At 36.8% G+C, this 17,991-nt stretch carries 15 protein-coding genes and 2 pseudogenes; 13 read left to right on the top strand and 4 right to left on the bottom strand.

What is annotated here, in order from left to right; all coding sequences use genetic code 11:
- Positions 1 to 9 precede the first annotated feature (9 nt).
- The gene (locus ACFPQ3_RS10660; RefSeq protein WP_156805628.1) at positions 10 to 441 is read right to left on the bottom strand and encodes a GNAT family N-acetyltransferase; all 432 of its coding nucleotides are present in this window, start codon (positions 439 to 441) and stop codon (positions 10 to 12) included.
- A complete protein-coding gene (gene yghU / locus ACFPQ3_RS10655) occupies positions 441 to 1,229 on the bottom strand; it encodes a glutathione-dependent disulfide-bond oxidoreductase (RefSeq protein ID WP_156805627.1) in 789 nt (262 codons plus the stop codon). The genes ACFPQ3_RS10660 and yghU overlap by 1 nt, the downstream gene beginning before the upstream one ends.
- A gap of 160 nt (positions 1,230 to 1,389) precedes the next feature.
- Between yghU and ACFPQ3_RS10650 the strand changes: the two genes are divergently transcribed.
- The 12 genes and pseudogenes from ACFPQ3_RS10650 to ezrA all read left to right on the top strand — a co-directional run bounded on the left by ACFPQ3_RS10650 (position 1,390) and on the right by ezrA (position 13,524).
- Positions 1,390 to 1,899 (top strand): hypothetical protein, encoded by a 510-nt coding sequence (locus ACFPQ3_RS10650; RefSeq protein WP_156805626.1) that lies wholly within the window; start codon positions 1,390 to 1,392, stop codon positions 1,897 to 1,899.
- 2 nt (positions 1,900 to 1,901) lie between these two features.
- Positions 1,902 to 2,117, top strand: coding sequence for a helix-turn-helix domain-containing protein (locus ACFPQ3_RS10645; protein ID WP_156805656.1), 216 nt, complete (start codon positions 1,902 to 1,904; stop codon positions 2,115 to 2,117).
- On the top strand, positions 2,118 to 2,561 hold the full coding sequence (locus ACFPQ3_RS10640) for a hypothetical protein (protein WP_156805625.1): 444 nt from the start codon (positions 2,118 to 2,120) through the stop codon (positions 2,559 to 2,561).
- A gap of 173 nt (positions 2,562 to 2,734) precedes the next feature.
- A pseudogene (add, locus tag ACFPQ3_RS10635) lies at positions 2,735 to 3,756 on the top strand (adenosine deaminase).
- A gap of 50 nt (positions 3,757 to 3,806) precedes the next feature.
- Complete coding sequence (locus ACFPQ3_RS10630; protein ID WP_156805624.1) at positions 3,807 to 4,250, top strand: flavodoxin; 444 nt, start codon at positions 3,807 to 3,809, stop codon at positions 4,248 to 4,250.
- A gap of 54 nt (positions 4,251 to 4,304) precedes the next feature.
- On the top strand, positions 4,305 to 5,840 hold the full coding sequence (locus tag ACFPQ3_RS10625; protein WP_156805623.1) for a ClC family H(+)/Cl(-) exchange transporter: 1,536 nt from the start codon (positions 4,305 to 4,307) through the stop codon (positions 5,838 to 5,840).
- A gap of 90 nt (positions 5,841 to 5,930) precedes the next feature.
- Positions 5,931 to 6,197, top strand: a complete 267-nt coding sequence (locus ACFPQ3_RS10620) for a chorismate mutase (protein WP_156805622.1) — start codon at positions 5,931 to 5,933, stop codon at positions 6,195 to 6,197.
- A gap of 160 nt (positions 6,198 to 6,357) precedes the next feature.
- The gene (locus ACFPQ3_RS10615; protein WP_156805621.1) at positions 6,358 to 7,551 is read left to right on the top strand and encodes a cation:proton antiporter; all 1,194 of its coding nucleotides are present in this window, start codon (positions 6,358 to 6,360) and stop codon (positions 7,549 to 7,551) included.
- 144 nt (positions 7,552 to 7,695) lie between these two features.
- Positions 7,696 to 8,865: an FtsW/RodA/SpoVE family cell cycle protein gene (locus ACFPQ3_RS10610; protein ID WP_156805620.1), complete on the top strand. Its 1,170-nt coding sequence runs from the start codon at positions 7,696 to 7,698 to the stop codon at positions 8,863 to 8,865.
- 334 nt (positions 8,866 to 9,199) lie between these two features.
- On the top strand, positions 9,200 to 9,760 hold the full coding sequence (locus ACFPQ3_RS10605; protein WP_156805619.1) for an HAD-IA family hydrolase: 561 nt from the start codon (positions 9,200 to 9,202) through the stop codon (positions 9,758 to 9,760).
- Positions 9,761 to 11,713 carry a DNA topoisomerase (ATP-hydrolyzing) subunit B gene (gyrB, locus tag ACFPQ3_RS10600; protein ID WP_156805618.1) on the top strand — a complete coding sequence of 651 codons (1,953 nt, stop codon included), beginning with the start codon at positions 9,761 to 9,763 and terminating at the stop codon, positions 11,711 to 11,713.
- 86 nt (positions 11,714 to 11,799) lie between these two features.
- Positions 11,800 to 13,524 (top strand): septation ring formation regulator EzrA, encoded by a 1,725-nt coding sequence (gene ezrA, locus ACFPQ3_RS10595; RefSeq protein ID WP_156805617.1) that lies wholly within the window; start codon positions 11,800 to 11,802, stop codon positions 13,522 to 13,524.
- A 210-nt stretch (positions 13,525 to 13,734) separates the two neighbouring features.
- Here the strand turns inward: ezrA and ACFPQ3_RS10590 are convergent.
- Together ACFPQ3_RS10590 and ACFPQ3_RS10585 are read right to left on the bottom strand one after the other, a co-directional pair.
- Positions 13,735 to 13,890: pseudogene (locus ACFPQ3_RS10590) on the bottom strand (transposase); the annotation flags it as partial.
- Positions 13,891 to 14,023: 133 nt separating this feature from the next.
- Positions 14,024 to 14,470, bottom strand: a complete 447-nt coding sequence (locus tag ACFPQ3_RS10585) for a DUF1694 domain-containing protein (protein ID WP_156805615.1) — start codon at positions 14,468 to 14,470, stop codon at positions 14,024 to 14,026.
- 712 nt (positions 14,471 to 15,182) lie between these two features.
- On the opposite strand from ACFPQ3_RS10585, the gene ACFPQ3_RS10580 reads away from it, so the two are divergent.
- The gene (locus ACFPQ3_RS10580; RefSeq protein WP_162012799.1) at positions 15,183 to 17,990 is read left to right on the top strand and encodes a GBS Bsp-like repeat-containing protein; all 2,808 of its coding nucleotides are present in this window, start codon (positions 15,183 to 15,185) and stop codon (positions 17,988 to 17,990) included.
- Position 17,991: the final 1 nt, after the last annotated feature.

Genomic DNA, 17,991 nt, shown 5'->3' with positions numbered 1-17,991 from the left:
CCTGTCAGTTTATCCTTGTATCATGTCCAAATGTGGGATGCCATCTTCTGTATATTCTGCAGAAGTTGCTTCAAAACCAAATGAAGCATAAAAGTTTTTGAGATAGGCTTGGACCTGGGCATAGATGTTTTTTTGAGGGAAAAGCTGGGCTGAAACCTCAAGTGCTTTGGTGATCAAATCACGTCCAAGTCCATTTTGTCGGTAGCTTTGTACAACCAAAACTCGCCCTAGTTTGACCTCGTCAGCTGTCTCTATCAATCGGCAATAAGCAATAACAGCTCCGCTATTTTCCAGAAACAGATGAAAGGCAGTTAAGTCCCAATCGTCAACCTCTGGATAGGGGCAATGTTGCTCAACGACAAATACATTTGTACGAGCCTTATAAATGGCATGGATTTGCTGTGGAGTGAGCTCGTTAAATGTTTTGAGTTGCCAGTTCATCAGTTAATTTCCTTATGTTCTGCAGCAAGTCCACGGACAACGGCAGGGCGTTTAGCGATTTCTGCTGTCCAACGTTGGAGATTTTTGTATTCTTTTACATTTAAGAAGATGCCCGCACGGTCCCAAATATTATCTTGTGCGAGACGACCGTACCAAGACCAGATGGCGATATCGGCGATGGTATAATCATCACCTGTGATAAAATGTTTAGTTGCTAATTCTTTGTCAAGAAGATCTAGCTGGCGTTTGGCTTCCATAGCGAAGCGGTTGATGGCGTATTCGATTTTTTCAGGTGCGTAGTGGAAGAAGTGGCCAAAGCCCCCTCCTAAGAAAGGTGCGGCTCCAGTCTGCCAGAATAACCAATTCATCACTTCTGTTCGTTTGGCAAAATCTTCTGGAATAAAAGCCTTAAATTTATCTGCGAGGTAGAGCAAGATAGATGGCGATTCAAAGACGCGAATTGGCTCTTCCCCTGATAAATCTAACATAGCAGGGATTTTAGAATTGGGATTGATTGCTACAAAATCTGAACCAAATTGGTCTCCCTCGCTAATCTTGATTTTGAACAGGTCATAATCTGCATTAAGACCCAGTTCTTTGAGTTCTTCTAACATAATCGTCACTTTGATGCCGTTTGGCGTTCCAAGTGAATAAACTTGAAAAGGCTTGTCTCCTTTGGGCAGGGTTTGTTCAAAACGGGCTCCGGTCGTTGGTTGATTGAGACCACCCCAAGCTCCACCCATTTGTTGAGGGGTTTCCCAAACTTCAGGTAAAATGTAATTGCTCATAAGAATAGCTCCTTTTATTTTTCTTGACCTTAGCCTATCAAAAAGAGACGCTTTTTTCAAAAATTTAGCATATAAATAGTTGACAAGATAGGATTATTGTTTTATGATAATTCTGGAAAAATAATTATCGTTTTATAATAATCTCAAGGAGGAATTGATTGTGGCATCGGTTGTATTTAAAGGCTTGTCAATAATAGCTTATATCGCTCAATACTTCTTTTATGTATTGGCTGGAATTGTTGCATTTGGAGGAATGTGTTTCCTGGTGTTTAAACCAATGGTTACAGATGTTTTGATAGAGTTTAAATTACCTTACTGGTTGCTTATATGGCTTACCGTGATGGCTATCTTGATACTGATTCTCTACGGATTGATTGCCAGATATTGTCAGCCAATTTTCAAAAATCTCTCACAAGAAACTTATTTTGCGAAAACCAGCATTGTGTCTAGCTTACGTTTGGTTTGGATTTTTGCTTTGATTTTAACGATACAATTTATTAGTAATGTGACGCTTTATTATTTTGCTATTCGTAATGTCAGTGATCTCTTTAGTCAATCTTCTTTTGGAGATTATAGGCTTAATCTTGTCTTTTTACTGATTGCTTTTACAGGGCACCTTATTTTAAAAAATGGCAGAGCGGCACAAGAAGATTCAGAAAGTATTATTTGATGATGGATATTATTAAAGTCAATTTAGATAGTGTTTTGAAAAAAAGAGGTGTCACTTCCAAAGAATTAGCTGAAAAAATTGGTATTACAGAAGCTAATTTATCTATTTTAAAAACAGGAAAAGCCAAAGGTGTGAGGTTTAATACGCTGATTAGTATCTGTCGGGAATTAGATTGTCAGCCAGGTGATATTTTGGAATATCAGAGAGGAGAAGAGTAGATGAAAACTGTAAAAGTGATAGCTTTACTATTGTTTGCAATAAGTTTAACAGCTTGTAGCACAAGTGAGATAGTCAATGATACCATAAAAGATGTGAATCAAACGATTATCGAGGTTAGTTCGGAAGTAATAGAAGAATTAAACATTGTTGAGTTGTTTGCGTTGACTGATGAAAGAAAGGCTTTTAACTTAGAGAAGCCTTTTACAGGGGAAGTTTATCTTTTAGCTGCTAGAGAACAACTTTCTGAGATGGAACGGTATAATTTTACCTTGGGGGATAACATGTCTTTTCAAGAAATTGTTGAAGAAAGTGATGATGATTTTAATATCAGGTATGGTGGTAAAACCTATTTCAGTGTTAAGAAAATAGAAGTCTCAGAGATGAAAGAAATTTCTATTGATACGAGTTGGGAAAAAACAATTTTAGTGGTTTTGAGAAATTAGTTTTTTGAATTTGGATTCCAAAACCAAGTATAGATTTAGAAGCTTTGGATAGTTTAAAGATAATCTTTAGAAAATTCATAAAAACTAAAGACTACCTAAATCTTTAGTTTCTCTATTGATTTTAAAAAAAGTATGTTACGATGGTGAAAACGTTTTAGACAAGGAGTTTTCTCATGGTACACACAGACCTACATCAACTTGCAAAAACTGAATTACACTGTCATTTAGATGGATTGCTATCATTACCAACTATTCGTCAATTAGCTGAGAGGCAGCTATTTCTATTCCAATGGATGATAATGAGTTAAAAACATTAGTCACAGTGCCAGCCGACATTACAAGTTTAAATGACTGCCTTAAAACCTTTGATTTCATTCGCCCAATGTTGCAAACTAAAGAGGCGCTGGAGTTAGTGGCCTATGATGTTGTCAGACAATCTGCACAAGAAAATGTTATTTATACGGAAATTCGATTTGCACCAGAATTATCAACAGATAAGGAATTATCCATTGCAGAAGTAATCAAGGCTGTCTGTTGCGGTCTGAAAAGAGTCGAAAAAGAATTTGATATTATTGCCAAAGCTATAGTATGTGGGTTGAGACAAAATGATTTAGAAGCAACCATGTCTATGTTTTCAGAAGCTAAAGCAAGTGGTGAGGTCGACGTTGTAGGGGCAAATTTTGCAGGAAATGAAGTTGATTTCCCAGCAAAGGTTTTGGAAAAAGGTATTCAGCATGCACACAACTTGGGCATTAATAGGACCTTGCATGCTGGTGAACAATGTGGTTGTGCGACGAATATTGCCTATGCTATTCAAGTAGGTGTTAAGCGAACAGGGTATACAACAACTATTATGGAAATTTCAGGCTTGCTTGAGTCGTTTGTTGCTGCAGATTTGACAGCAGAACTAGCTCTTACAAGTAATTTACAAACGAAGGCAATTGAGACAATTGCAGATCATCCTTATCTTGAGTTAAAAGCAGCGGGGGCTAATATCTCGATTAACACAGATAATTGTACAGTATCTGATACCGATTTAGCAAAGGAATACTCCCTTTATGCAACCCATTTTAGTGCAACGGTTAGCGATTTTTATCAGCATAATCAGGATGCTATTAGAGGTTCCTTTGCTAGTGATGCTGAAAAAAGAGAACTTTTACAAAAACTTGCCAAAGCTTACGCCCCATTTCTTTAAAAATATGGTATAATACTACTAATTTGACTTTGGAGGAAATATAGAAAGATATGGCTTTAGCAAAAATTGTTTACGCCAGTATGACCGGTAATACAGAGGAAATTGCAGATATCGTCGCTAAAAAGCTAGAAGAGTTAGGACACACTGTTGATGTGGATGAGTGCACAACTGTAGATGCAACAGATTTTGAAGATGCGGATATGGCCATTGTGGCAACTTACACTTATGGTGATGGTGACTTACCTGATGAGATTGTAGACTTCTATGAAGATTTGGCAGATGTTGATTTGTCAGGTAAGATTTTTGGTGTTGTTGGCTCAGGAGATACTTTCTATGATTACTTCTGTAAATCTGTGGACGAATTTGAAGAGCAATTTGCTTTAACTGGAGCTACTAAAGGTGCAAGCTCTGTTAAAGTAGATTTGGCAGCAGAGGATGAAGACATTGAAAATCTTGAGGCTTTTGCTGAAGAAATGTCTGCAAAATTAGGATAAAAGATTAAGGTTAGGGATTTCTCTGACCTTCTTTATGTATTATTGAGAAGGGTTATGAAAACACATCAAAAAGAATTTCGATTATCAACGCAACACCTTTTCGTGCCTGTCTGGCGCGGAATTTTAGTTGGCATTTCAGCTGGAATAGTAGTTAGTCTCTTCCGTCTCTTAATTGGTATTTTTACAGAATGGACATTAAATGCTTATACTAGGGTAACCAGTCAACCTATTTATCTATTGGGGATTTTGATTGTTAGTTTAGTATTGATTTCGTTAGTTGGATTGTTGGTTAAGTCTGATTCAGACATTAAAGGGTCAGGGATTCCTCATGTTGAGGGAGAGTTGATGGGGCGTTTACAGGTTTCTTGGTGGTCTGTCCTTTGGAAAAAATTTATAGGTGGAAGCTTTGCTATTTCTATGGGGTTGATGCTAGGACGTGAGGGACCAAGTATTCAGTTGGGAGCAGTAACCGCTAAAGGATTATCTGAGTATCTAGGGTTGACACCTAAGGAGAAACGCGTTCTCATTGCTAGCGGGGCCGCGGCAGGTCTTTCAGCTGCTTTTAATGCGCCAATAGCAGGACTTCTTTTTATTATTGAAGAAGTTTATCACCATTTTTCACGCATGGTTTGGATTACAGCTCTAGTGGCTAGTTTGGTTGCTAATATTATCTCTTTGAATATCTTTGGTTTAACACCTGTTCTTCATATGCCAGAGGGGTTTGAAGCGTTGCGTCTTAGCCAATATCTTCTTTTACTCCCAATGGGGATTTTCTTAGGATTTTTAGGGTATGGCTATGAATGGACTGTTTTGCGAGTAGGAAAGGTTTATGGATTTTTAGGAAACTTATTAAAGCTTCCTGTTCCGTTTTACGGTATTCTAGCAGTTCTTTTAACAGTTCCTATTGGTTATTTTTTCCCAGAGTTATTGGGCGGAGGTCATCATTTGATTTTACACCTCCCAGACAGTGGGTTCACGCTTGGAATTGCCCTGTTATTTCTTGTGATTCGTTTTGTGTGGAGCATGATTGCATACGGTAGTGGACTTCCCGGAGGGATTTTTCTCCCGTTGTTGGCTTTGGGGTCCTTGTCTGGGTTTATTTTTGGCCTTTTAGCGGAAGCAATGGGGCTAGCGCAGACAAGCCAGTTGACGATTTTTATAATCTTAGGTATGGCAGGTTATTTTGGTGCCGTATCTAAAGCGCCTCTGACAGCTATGATCTTGGTGACGGAGATGGTTGGAGATTTGTCTCAATTGATGACTATTGGCTTGGTTGTTTTAGTGGCCTATCTGACTATGGATTTACTAGGTGGAGAACCTGTTTATGAAGCCATGCTAGCTAAGATGGTACCGGTCAGTCATTTAGAAAATAGCGAGCCAACGATGATTGAACTACCTGTTACTGAAAAATTAGTTGGACGACGAGTTTCAGATTTGAAACTTCCTAATGACGTTTTGATTACAACTCAAGTCTCTCACGGGAATAGTGAGGTAGTGACTGGAAGAACAATCTTGCAAGCTGGCGCTACTATCTATTTAGTTGTTAATGAAAGTGATATTCATTTGGTCAATCAAGTTTTATTTCATTAAGTTTTATCACAAATAGAAAGGAATTTAAATTTAGCTGTTGGAATCATTAAACGAAATTCGTTTATTGGATGGAACAGATTGGGTATGATTATGGATTTAGAGTTAATTCGTCAAGAGATTGATATGATTGATGCGCAACTCGTTGCTTTATTAGAAAAACGTATGGCGTTAGTTAGTCAAGTGGTAGCTTATAAGAAAGCAACAGGTAAAGCTGTTTTGGATACTTCACGTGAACAAATAGTCTTAGAAAAAGTTGCTAGTCGTGTGGTTAATAAAGAATTTGAAGAAACTATTGTTGCTACTTTTTCTGATATTATGAAATCATCACGGGCTTATCAGTCGTCTAAGCTAGCTTAATGGCCTTTACAAGTAAAATTTTAGCTATCGCAAGAGGAGAATCCTCTCATCGCTGAAAAGCTGATGGCGTCTACCAGTTAATAATTGAGATGTCTATATTTGGCCTTTAATTATTAATTGGTAGGCGTCTTTTGGATTTTGATTTTTATGGAGGAATGTAATGTTACTATCCTTAGCTTTTATCTTTTTTGCTGCTATCAGTAGTAGCTTATTATTTGAGAAGGTAAAGTTACCGAAGATTATTGGCCTACTCTTGGCTGGTATTCTTATTGGTCCTTATTTTTTTAACGTAATAGACGATTCAATTTTAGAAAACTCAGTCGATATCAGGAAGATAGCTCTGGTTATTATTTTGATAAAGGCAGGGCTGACAATCAAAATTTCAGATTTTAAAACGATTGGGTGGGTGGCAGTATTGATGGCTTTTGTTCCAGCTTGTATTGAATTATTGGCTTATATCTTACTAGCTCCGATAATGTTTGATATCTCTTACAGTGAGGCTGCCTTAATGGGAAGTGTCATGGCTGCCGTATCTCCAGCTGTTGTTGTTCCTCGAATGGTGGCCTTAATTGAGCAAAACATCGGCACGGAAAAGAGAATACCCCAGTTAATTTTAGCCGGAGCTTCCTTAGATGATATAGTAGTTATTGTGCTTTTTACTAGTTTTTTAGGCGTGGTACAGAGTGGAAACTTTAGAATACTTACCCTCTTGGATATACCGATATCTATTATTTCCAGCGTTATTATTGGTTTGATGCTTGGAATTGTCTTTGTTAATATGCTGAAAGATATTCATAGATTTGGTTCCTTGCCGGCTGCTTATCGTTGTTTGTTATTATTGAGCTTTGCCTTTATACCTATGGCTATTGAAGCTAAATTTTCACATGTTTTACCTTTTTCTGGATTATTGTCTGTTTTGGTTATGGTGATACAGATGAGCCGTGGGATGAGTGAAAATGTTGTTAACCATTTTTCAAGATTCTTTAGCAATACTTGGATTATTGGTGAGATCCTGCTTTTTATCTGTGTGGGGGCCATTGTCGATGTTCGATATGTGGGTGAAGCAGGTTTAGCAGCAGTAATTTTGATTTTTCTGACATTGATTATTAGAGCTTTTGCAGTATTTATCTGTGTTTCTGGAACAGGCTTTACCTTTCGCGAAAAAGTTTTTTGTGTGATTGCATATCTTCCCAAAGCAACTGTTCAAGCAGCGATAGGGGGAATTCCTTTGGCAGTAGGATTAAGTAGTGGCAAATTGATTCTCTCTATTGCGGTTTTAGGGATTTTAATAACAGCACCATTAGGAGCTATTTTACTAGATAGGTTTGGGAGAACGTTATTGACGGGAAAATAGTTTTATTAAGGCGAAAAGTTTGTTCATAAAATGTAGCTTAATTAAAGTAAAAGAATAAAATCTATTTGTGGAACGAAAAAATAAAAAAATCGTGCTATAATAAATAAGCATTTAGTTTTATAAATTGGGTAGGTAGAGGTTGTTATGGTAAAGCATTTTAAAACTTGGGAGCAACGGGTTGATTATTCGCTCTTGCTACCTGTTTTTTTTCTGATTGTCATAGGCTTTTTGTCAGTCTATGTAGCGACGGCGGTTGACTATCCTGATCGCTTAGGAAATGTTCTTTTGTTACAAGGGCTTTGGCTATCACTTGGGGTGTTTGGGGCTTTTGTAGTGATGTTTTTTAATACAAAATTTTTGTGGAAAGCGACACCTTGGTTTTATATATTGGGACTTGCAGCTATGTTTCTTCCTTTGTTTTTTTATAGTCCGAGTTTATATACCGCTACGGGCTCTAAAAACTGGGTAACAATAAACAATATAACCATTTATCAGCCATCCGAATTCATGAAAATTGCCTATATTTTAGTTTTGGCAAGAGCGACAGTGGTCTTCCAAAAAAAGAGAAAGTCGAAAGAACTTGTTGAGGATTGGAAGTTGCTGGGGATATATGCTTTGCTAACATTTCCAGTTCTTGTCCTATTAGCTGCACAAAAAGATTTGGGAACAGCTTTGGTTTTTATAGCCATTTTATCTGGTGTTGTTGTGTTATCTGGTATTTCATGGAAGATTTTACTACCTATTATCTTTGCCATAGCATTATCAATTGTAGGTTTTCTTGTTCTTTTTTCTTTCGAACAAGGTCGTGAGTGGCTTTTCAATTTAGGGATGGATACTTATCAAATCAATCGAATTTCTGCTTGGTTAGATCCGTTTGCTTATGCGACAGGAATCGCTTATCAACAAACTCAAAGCTTGGTTTCTATTGGAAGTGGTGGTCTATTAGGTAAAGGGTTTAAAATTGTAGAATTATCTGTTCCTGTTCGAGAGAGTGATATGATTTTCACAGTTATTGGTGAAAATTTTGGTTTTGTGGGATCTGCCTTTGTTTTAGTCTGTTATTTGTGGCTCTTTTATCGTATGCTACGTATCACATTAGAGTCTAATAATCGCTTTTACACGGTTATTGCTGTCGGTTTTATTATGATGATTCTTTTTCATGTTTTTGAAAATATTGGTGCAGCTTTAGGAATTTTGCCATTAACAGGGATTCCTCTTCCTTTTATTTCACAAGGGGGATCGTCGTTGATTTCTAATCTAATTGGAGTAGGATTGATTTTATCAATGGCTTATCATAATAAACTTGGCAAATGATTGTTATTAGTGTAAATGTGACTTAAATTATACTGTCCATTAGATTTCTAAAAAAAACTAGTAGAGCTTCTCCTTTTGCCACGACAAATGCATGAAGAAAATATCGCTTTCTGATAACAATTTTTCATAAAAGTTATATTTTTATCATGAAATTTTGTTATAATATAAGCGAAATAGAGTATGAACCCGATGCGCATATGTGATTGGTATGAAGATATTTTGAAGAAAATGCATGTAGCTAGAAAATAGTTACATGCATTTTCTTCGTTCGTAGGTTGTGTCTAGCTCTGCTTTTTTCTGTGAAAATCCTAAGAAATATGTTATAATGAAGGGTATGGATTATCACGATTATATTTGGGATTTAGGTGGAACCTTGTTAGATAACTATGAAGTTTCCACTCAGGCTTTTATTGCTAGTTTAAAAAAATACGGGATAGAGGCTTCGCATGATGAAGTTTATGTTAAGTTAAAAGAATCGACTCGTGAAGCGGTGGACTTCTTTATTCCGAATGAAGAGACTTTTTTACACCAGTACAAAATGCTTGAGGCAGAGTATCTGAAACAACCAGTATTATGTAAAGGAGCTCGTGATGTATTGGCAAAAATAGTGGCTGATGGGGGACGGAATTTTTTAATTTCTCACCGTAATAAATTGGTTTTAACAATTTTGGAAACCACGAATCTAAATTCTTATTTTACCGAAGTGGTGACATCAGAAAATGGTTTCGCTAGAAAACCTGATCCGGAGAGCTTGCTTTACTTAAAAGAAAAATACCAAATGTCAAGCGCCTTAGTAATTGGTGATCGTGATATAGATAGGCAAGCAGGAGAAGCAGTGGGCTTCGCTGCCTTGCTAGTAGACAATAAAAAATCCTTGATGGAGTTAGTGAATTAAATGACTGAAGAAAATAAAAATTTAGAAGCATTAGCGCAAGAATATGATGCCAGCCAAATTCAAGTTCTGGAAGGGCTTGAAGCTGTCCGCATGCGTCCTGGGATGTATATTGGATCAACTTCGAAAGAAGGCCTCCACCACTTAGTTTGGGAAATTGTTGATAACTCTATTGATGAGGCTCTGGCAGGTTTTGCTAGCCAAATTGATGTTTTCATCGAACCAGATAATTCAATTACTGTTGTGGATGATGGTCGTGGTATCCCAGTTGATATCCAAGAAAAAACAGGACGTCCCGCTGTTGAAACAGTTTTTACAGTGCTTCACGCTGGAGGAAAATTTGGCGGTGGTGGGTATAAAGTATCAGGCGGTTTACATGGGGTTGGTTCATCTGTAGTAAATGCTTTATCTACCCAACTAGATGTACGTGTCCATAAAAATGGTCAAATTCATTATCAGGAGTATCGTCGCGGGGTGGTTGTGGATGACCTTGAAGTCATTGGTAAAACAGATCGCACTGGGACGACCGTCCACTTTACACCGGATCCAGAAATTTTTACAGAGACCACAGAATATGATTTCTCTAAACTAGCCAAACGTATTCAAGAGTTAGCTTTTTTGAATAAGGGCTTGAAGATTTCAATTTCTGATAAACGTGAAGGTCATGAACAAAGAAAAGATTTCCACTATGAGGGTGGAATCACATCTTACGTTGAATACATCAATGAGAATAAAGATGTTATTTTTGAATATCCTATTTATACTGATGGTGAAATGGATGGGATTTCTGTTGAAGTTGCAATGCAGTACACAACAGGCTATCATGAAACGGTCATGTCTTTTGCCAATAATATTCACACTCATGAAGGCGGTACCCATGAACAAGGATTCCGCACTGCTTTGACCCGTGTTGTCAATGATTATGCGCGTAGCAACAATATTCTTAAAGAAAAAGATGATAATTTGACTGGTGAAGATGTACGTGAGGGATTAACGGCAGTAATCTCTGTTAAACACCCTAATCCTCAATTTGAAGGTCAAACGAAAACGAAACTTGGAAATTCTGAAGTAGTAAAAATCACTAACCGTCTCTTTTCCGATGCCTTTCAACGTTTTCTACTTGAAAACCCTCAAACGGCTCGTAAAATTGTTGAGAAAGGAATTTTGGCTTCTAAGGCTAGAATTGCAGCCAAGCGTGCGCGTGAAGTAACCCGTAAAAAATCAGGTCTTGAAATTTCCAACCTTCCAGGAAAATTAGCGGATTGCTCATCAAATAACGCAGAAATGAACGAACTCTTCATTGTTGAGGGAGACTCAGCGGGTGGTTCGGCAAAATCAGGTCGTAACCGTGAATATCAAGCTATTTTACCAATTCGAGGTAAAATCTTGAATGTTGAGAAAGCTACGATGGACAAAATTCTTGCAAACGAAGAAATTCGTAGTCTATTTACCGCTATGGGAACAGGATTTGGTGCTGATTTTGATGTTTCAAAAGCTCGCTATCAAAAATTGGTTATCATGACAGATGCTGATGTTGATGGTGCCCATATTCGCACCCTTTTATTGACATTAATTTACCGCTTTATGCGTCCAGTCTTAGAAGCAGGATATGTCTACATTGCTCAACCACCAATTTATGGGGTTAAAGTTGGGTCTGAAATTAAAGAATACATTCAACCAGGTGCAGATCAAGAAACTCAGCTTCAAGAAGCTTTGGCGCGTTATACTGTAGGGCGTTCAAAACCAACAGTTCAGCGCTATAAGGGGCTTGGTGAAATGGATGATCATCAACTTTGGGAAACAACAATGGATCCAGAACGTCGTCTCATGGCGCGTGTATCAGTTGATGATGCTGCTGAGGCAGATAAAATCTTTGATATGTTGATGGGGGATAAGGTTGAACCGCGTCGTGAATTTATTGAAGAAAACGCAGTTTATTCAACTTTGGACATTTAAAATTGGTCATCTAATTGAAAAGAGGTTATAGCTATGCTATAATTGTAATGTTATAGACCTTTTAGAAAATATGTAAGGAGAGCCCCATGTCGAACGGAATCGTTCTACTCGTAGTAGCAATAATTATTTTAGTTATTATTGCCTACCTAGTTGGTGTCATTGTGAGAAAAAAAAATGATGCCTTGATTGCAAGTTTAGAAGAGAAAAAACAAGAACTTTTTGACTTACCGGTCAATGACGAAATCGAACACGTCAAAAGTTTGCACTTAATCGGACAAAGTCAAACTTCTTTCCGAGAGTGGAATCAAAAGTGGGTTGATTTAACCCTTAACTCTTTTTCAGATATTGAAAATCATATTTTTGAAGCGGAGAGTTTGAATGATACCTTTAATTTTATAAAGGCAAAACATGAAATTAAGGGAATTCAAAGTCAGTTGACTGTTGTTGAAGAGGATATTAAAGCTATTCGTGAAGCCTTATCAGTACTTGCTGAGCAAGAGGAAAAAAATAGTTCACGCGTCACTTATGCTTTGGATATGTATGAAAACTTACAAACGGAAATTGCAAATCAAGCCGACTATTATGGTAAGGCTATGCCAGAGATTAGTAAGCAATTATCTCATATTCAGTCTGAGTTTTCGCAATTTGTTACTCTTAATTCATCAGGAGATCCGATTGAAGCAGCAGAAATTTTAGAAAAAGCCGAAGAACATACGATTGCTTTAGGACAAATTTCTGAGAAAATTCCACCGATTGTAACTAAATTAGACGAAGAATTCCCAGATCAGTTGGATGACCTCGAATCAGGTTATAGCCGTTTACTAGAAGAAAATTATTATTTTTCTGATGAGAATATTGAATCTGGTTTCCAAGCTATTCGTGAGGCCATTAGTGATACTTCTGATGATTTGGCAGAACTCGAATTGGTCAAAGCCGAAACAAGCTGTCAAGATATCCAAGAACGATTAAGTGGTTTCTATGATTTGTTTGAGCGTGAAATTGCAGCTCATAAAGAAGTTGTAAAAGCAACTAATCGTTTGCCAAAATATTTAGCACATGTTAAAGAAAATAATGCTAGTCTAATTAATGAGTTAAATCGCTTATCACAACGCTATATTTTTAGCGACAGCATTAGTAATAAATTGGGAATATATCACTCGAATTTGTCTGATATGGTAGATGAATTGCAGTCAGCACTTGAAAATATGTCAGAAGAAGAAAAAACATTCACTGAATGGCGAAAAGTTTTGGAAAAATTAGAATCTAAGATTGCTGATGTTGAAGAAGGACAATTAGCGATTTATGATAGCTTGAAAGGAACCGAAAAGGGTGAAGCTGATGCTCGTCATAAGCTAGAAGCTTATATTAATCGTCTTCATACGATTAAGCGTTTTATAGAAAAGCGTAATCTTCCAGGGATTCCACAAGATTTTATGAGTCAATTTTTTACTACAAGTTCACAATTAGAAGCACTTCGTGATGAATTGAGCCGAGGACGTGTGGATATGGTAACTGTTGATAAAATGAAAGAAGTTTCTACCAAGGCGATGTCTAGCTTGGAAGAAGTGACTTACAAAGTTGTTCAAGATGCTGTCCTAACAGAGCAACTACTTCAGTATTCAAATCGTTATCGTAGCTTTGATCAAAATATTCAAGAAAGTTATGACCGTACAATGGAACTCTTCCAAATGCATTTTAGTTATCAAGCAGCATTCAATGAAATCTCATATGCTCTTGAAATTGTTGAGCCGGGAGTAACAAAACGTTTTGTGAGTTCTTATGAAAAAAGCCGTGAGATTATCCGATTTTAAAAAGAGATGTTAGGAAAATTAAACTGCTCCCTGTCAAGTGGACAATGAAATAATAAAAGATTAAGCAACGGCCTTGTTCCTCAATTCAAGAGGGGCAAGGCCGTTGTGCTTCTCTTGAAATCGTTCGTTATTGTAAAAATAGATTCCTTCACTAGTTGCTTTGACTTCTTTTGAGTATCTTATCCAATTTCTACTTTCTCTTAGTCCTGCTACATCTAGCTGTTGGTATTTACGACCCCAAGTTCTAATGGCAGTATCACTGACGCCATATTCCCTTATTAAGCTTGAAATGGATTTCCCTTTTTCTAAATATAAGTTAGCAATCTCTAGTTTTTCTTCTACTGATTTTGGAATTCTTTTTGACATACGAGAACTCCCCTTTTAGTTTCTAGTGAATTTTTGTTTTTTCACTGTCCACTATAAGGGGAGTATATCAAATTCCTACCTCTTTTTGTATCTTCGATTTTGGGGGATTAGCACTGTAGCTTTGATTTTGTGATTATCGCTTTTTCCATAATTTTCCAAAAAAGGATAATTTTTTATGTTTAGGACTTGCATTGTCTGAGGAGGAGGTAGCCAACACTGGTTCAATTTGTTCTAAGTTTATGGCATGGTCGGAATGTACGATAAAGGCGTAAGGAGATGTCGCCTCTTTTTCCTGGACAATCGTGCTAGGGAGGTTATGCTGTTTCGCCAATTTCATCAAGGACATTTGCGATGAAATGTTGATTTCTGAGGAAATTTTAGCTACTAAAGGCTGCCAATTCTGATTGAAATCGACTAGAAAATCTGGGAGGTTTTTGAACAATTCAGGACTTAAATCGGTTGTTTTAATAGCTAAAACAACTCTTTCTCTAAAGGTTCCTAAAAACTCTTTTTGCTGATTTGGGTCAAAGCGGTGCTCATTAGAAGAGTGAGATAAAATTCGATTTTCCAAGCTATCCATAGTTATTCCTTGCTTTTTCTTATTTGTGTCATTTTATCAAAATAAGTAAAAGAATGCTATTTTAATTAGTTAATACTGTTATATTAGATAGTATCAAATAAATCTTATAAAATGATTGATATACATTTAAAACCGAAAAATAAAGGAAAGAGAGTGGACAAAAAATCGTTAAATCGACAAAAAAATGATGATTTCGATTTTCCTCGCTCTCTGGTTTATAAGCTCGGGCTGAAACTGTCCAATGAACAGTTTTTACTCCCACATCCGCATAGCTCAAAAGTCTTGGGGAGCCTTTTGAGGTTGGAAATAAGATGAACGAAGGTCCTCACGGTCGTACAGGATACCGTTAATGATTGCGTGGTACTAAAATAAAGAGGTGTCCAGTTGCAGACTTCCAATCAACCATTTCATCAATCTGTTATTACTATCAAAAAGATAAGGTTGAGATATTTGTATCAACCTCCTTAACGTTATAGTGGTGACAATTTGACACAGTAGTTGATTATAAATCTATAACTAGACATTCTGCAAATTTTAAGCATCCATTTTAAATTGTCCAATGGACATGTAATTGGTCTAATTTTAGAAATGTAGTATTGAAGAAAAATGACGAGCTCTAAAGCTTGACTTTGTTTTATTCTTTTAAAAGTGTTTTATTATCGCATAAAATTATGCTATAATGATAAAATATTCGGAAAATATTGGAGATATGATGGAAAAATCTTTAAAAACTTATCTAATGATTCCTTTGCTACTTACGCTCTTTCTTGCAAATACTGAAGTTCAAGCAGATGAAAGTTTATCAGTCCCTCAAGAAAATCCTACTTCCTCAGATACGTCTTTAGCAACGCCTGCTTCAGTAAGTAATCGAAATTTAGCCTCTGTTTCTACTTCATTTGAATCGAATTTAGACGTTGAGGAAATAGAAGTCAATGAACTGATTAATAGTAATATGGTGAGCTTATCCAATGAAGAGTTAACTTCTCAAGAAATCGGTTCAAGTGTAACTACTAACCTAGAACGTACCTATGACTTGTCTATAAATACTCAAGTAGCCTCTCAAGATAAATCTGTCGAAACTACAACTGAAAGGGAGGAAGAGCCTCTAGCTGCTTCTGTTGTCGCAAATCCCTTAACAGTGACCCAAAAGACTGAGATGATGACCGTTAGCTACCAAGATAATATACCAAAGGACAGTGAACTTTTAGTGGCTGTTTGGTCAAATAAAGATAATCAAGATGATATTCAATGGTATAACCTTCAAAATGGTCAAGCTAATATTCCCTATACAAATCATTGGGAGTATGGACTATACCATTTTCATGCTTATTTTCGTCAAAAGGTTACTGGTAAAATGACTTTTATCAGATCAGAAGAAGTTATGTTAGATCAGCCTCAGCTTGAGACGAAAATAACGACGACGAGTCAGAGAAGCTTTGATATCACTATTTCAAATGTTCCAGGCTATTTTCATGCTCTCTATGTACCGATATGGTCTGAGGTTAATGGCCAAGACGATTTGATATGGTACGAAGGACAAAAGCAAAGCAATGGGACTTATAAAGTTTCTGTGGATATGGATAATCATAAATCTTCAACAGGACTTTACCATATTCACTATTATGAAGGAAAACCAAATGGTAAGAAAGTTTTCGTCGGTCAAGCTATTTATAATCAACCTGTTCCTAAAGCCCCATCCATAACAATAAAGTCTAATAATGATCGTACATTTGAAGTGACAATCCGTGATATTCCGCAAAAATACCATAAGGTGTTTTTACCGACTTGGACTTCAAAAAATGGTCAAGATGATATAAAATGGTATCAACCCTCCAAGCAAGAGGATGGGGCGTATAGAGTGACTATTGATCTCGAACATCACCAATTTGAAACAGAAGGTTACCAGCTTCATTTATATGGAGAGAGTGGTGATAAGAAAACCTTTTTAGGAGGAGTTAGTCATAATCAGCCTAAGTTAGAAACACAGACTCAAGTCACTAAAGTTTCGGACGATCAATTTACAGTTACGGTAACCAATGTTCCAAGTTATATTGATCAGGTTCGTATTCCGACTTGGAATGATAAAAATGGTCAAGATGATATCAGATGGTATATTGCTAAGAATCAAGGGAATGGTACTCATAGCTTGACAGTCAATATCAGGGATCATCAGTATGAGAGCGGTCTCTATCATATCCATGTTTATGGGAATGCTGGTCGAGTAGAAAATATTTTCTTAAATGCGAATACCACCTATCGTGTTGTAACTCCTAAAGCAGAAACGCAGATTCAAGCCTTGACGGATACAAGTTTTGAAGTTACAGTGAAGAATATTCCAAGCTATATCAATACAATTCTTCTTCCAACCTGGTCTTCTAAAGGTGGTCAAGACGATATTAAATGGTATACTGGTCAAAAACAAAAAGATGGTAGCTACAGTCTAACTGTTAATAGTAAAGACCATAACTTTGATTCAGGTACTTATCATGTTCACATTTACGGCCGTACGGTTGAGGGGAGATTACTTTTCTTAGATGACACTAAGATTGAAGTCAAAGAAATATCTAAACCGATGGCAATATTAAGTATTCAAAATGTGAATCATCAAAAAGGAACTTTTGATGTCATTGTTTCCGATATTCAATCGAAAATAGGTGTGAAGGAAGTTCAATTACCAACTTGGTCAGAGACTCGCGGTCAAGACGATATCCAATGGTATATAGCAAACAAGCAAGAAAATGGAACCTATAAAATCACCGTGAATGCAAGTAACCATAAATATAGTAGTGGGAAGTATCATGTTCACTTGTATATGGTTGAAAACAATGGTAGGCGGGAGTTTGTAGGGGCTCAAGAGAGTGACTTAAATGTTACAATGTCAAATCTTCAGGTTGGATCAGCGTCACAAGGGAATTATCAAATTGTCAATAAGGTTATTTATCTAGATGCTGGTCACGGCGGAACGGATCCTGGTGCTACCTATTATGGTCAACAAGAAAAAGTTTTGAACTTAGATATGCAAAATCGTTTGAAGAGTAAATTAGAAGCACTTGGATATTCTGTTGTTTTAACACGTTCGGATGACCAATTTGTTGATTTGTTACCTCGCTCTGAAAAGGCAAATCAATCTAATGCAGACTTGTTTATCAGTATCCATTACAATGCTGCAACTGCACCAACAGTGTCTGGTGTTGAAACTTACTATTATCAATATTATGCAGAATACCCAGCAAAAATCAACAAGGCATATCATAATAATGCAGAGCGGTTACGCCTAAGTGCGAGTCTTGCTTCTAATATCCAAAGTTCAGTAGTTGGAACAAGTGGTGCTAAAAATAATGGTGTTAAACGCAATACCTTTGCAGTTCTTCGTGAGACAACAGCGCCAGCGGTGTTATTAGAACTTGGTTATTTATCAAATGTAGAAGAAAATCGAAAAATCGCAACGGTGGACTATCGTGAGAAGTTAGCTAATGGTATTGTTAAAGGTATCACTGACTATTATAAAATGAATTTTTAAG

The organism is Streptococcus caledonicus (assembly GCF_042656225.1).
Lineage (GTDB): Bacteria > Bacillota > Bacilli > Lactobacillales > Streptococcaceae > Streptococcus > Streptococcus caledonicus.
Note: the sequence above shows the minus strand (reverse complement) of the source record. Positions and strands in the feature narration are given on the sequence as shown.

Coding starts and splice junctions, on each gene's coding strand:
- ACFPQ3_RS10645 (WP_156805656.1), top strand. CDS start 1,902: ATGGATATTATTAAAGTCAATTTAGATAGTGTTTTGAAAAAAAGAGGT.
- ACFPQ3_RS10585 (WP_156805615.1), bottom strand. CDS start 14,470: ATGGATAGCTTGGAAAATCGAATTTTATCTCACTCTTCTAATGAGCAC.
- ACFPQ3_RS10640 (WP_156805625.1), top strand. CDS start 2,118: ATGAAAACTGTAAAAGTGATAGCTTTACTATTGTTTGCAATAAGTTTA.
- ACFPQ3_RS10630 (WP_156805624.1), top strand. CDS start 3,807: ATGGCTTTAGCAAAAATTGTTTACGCCAGTATGACCGGTAATACAGAG.
- ACFPQ3_RS10615 (WP_156805621.1), top strand. CDS start 6,358: ATGTTACTATCCTTAGCTTTTATCTTTTTTGCTGCTATCAGTAGTAGC.
- gyrB (WP_156805618.1), top strand. CDS start 9,761: ATGACTGAAGAAAATAAAAATTTAGAAGCATTAGCGCAAGAATATGAT.
- ACFPQ3_RS10625 (WP_156805623.1), top strand. CDS start 4,305: ATGAAAACACATCAAAAAGAATTTCGATTATCAACGCAACACCTTTTC.
- ACFPQ3_RS10610 (WP_156805620.1), top strand. CDS start 7,696: ATGGTAAAGCATTTTAAAACTTGGGAGCAACGGGTTGATTATTCGCTC.
- ACFPQ3_RS10620 (WP_156805622.1), top strand. CDS start 5,931: ATGGATTTAGAGTTAATTCGTCAAGAGATTGATATGATTGATGCGCAA.
- ACFPQ3_RS10660 (WP_156805628.1), bottom strand. CDS start 441: ATGAACTGGCAACTCAAAACATTTAACGAGCTCACTCCACAGCAAATC.
- ezrA (WP_156805617.1), top strand. CDS start 11,800: ATGTCGAACGGAATCGTTCTACTCGTAGTAGCAATAATTATTTTAGTT.
- ACFPQ3_RS10580 (WP_162012799.1), top strand. CDS start 15,183: ATGGAAAAATCTTTAAAAACTTATCTAATGATTCCTTTGCTACTTACG.
- yghU (WP_156805627.1), bottom strand. CDS start 1,229: ATGAGCAATTACATTTTACCTGAAGTTTGGGAAACCCCTCAACAAATG.
- ACFPQ3_RS10605 (WP_156805619.1), top strand. CDS start 9,200: ATGGATTATCACGATTATATTTGGGATTTAGGTGGAACCTTGTTAGAT.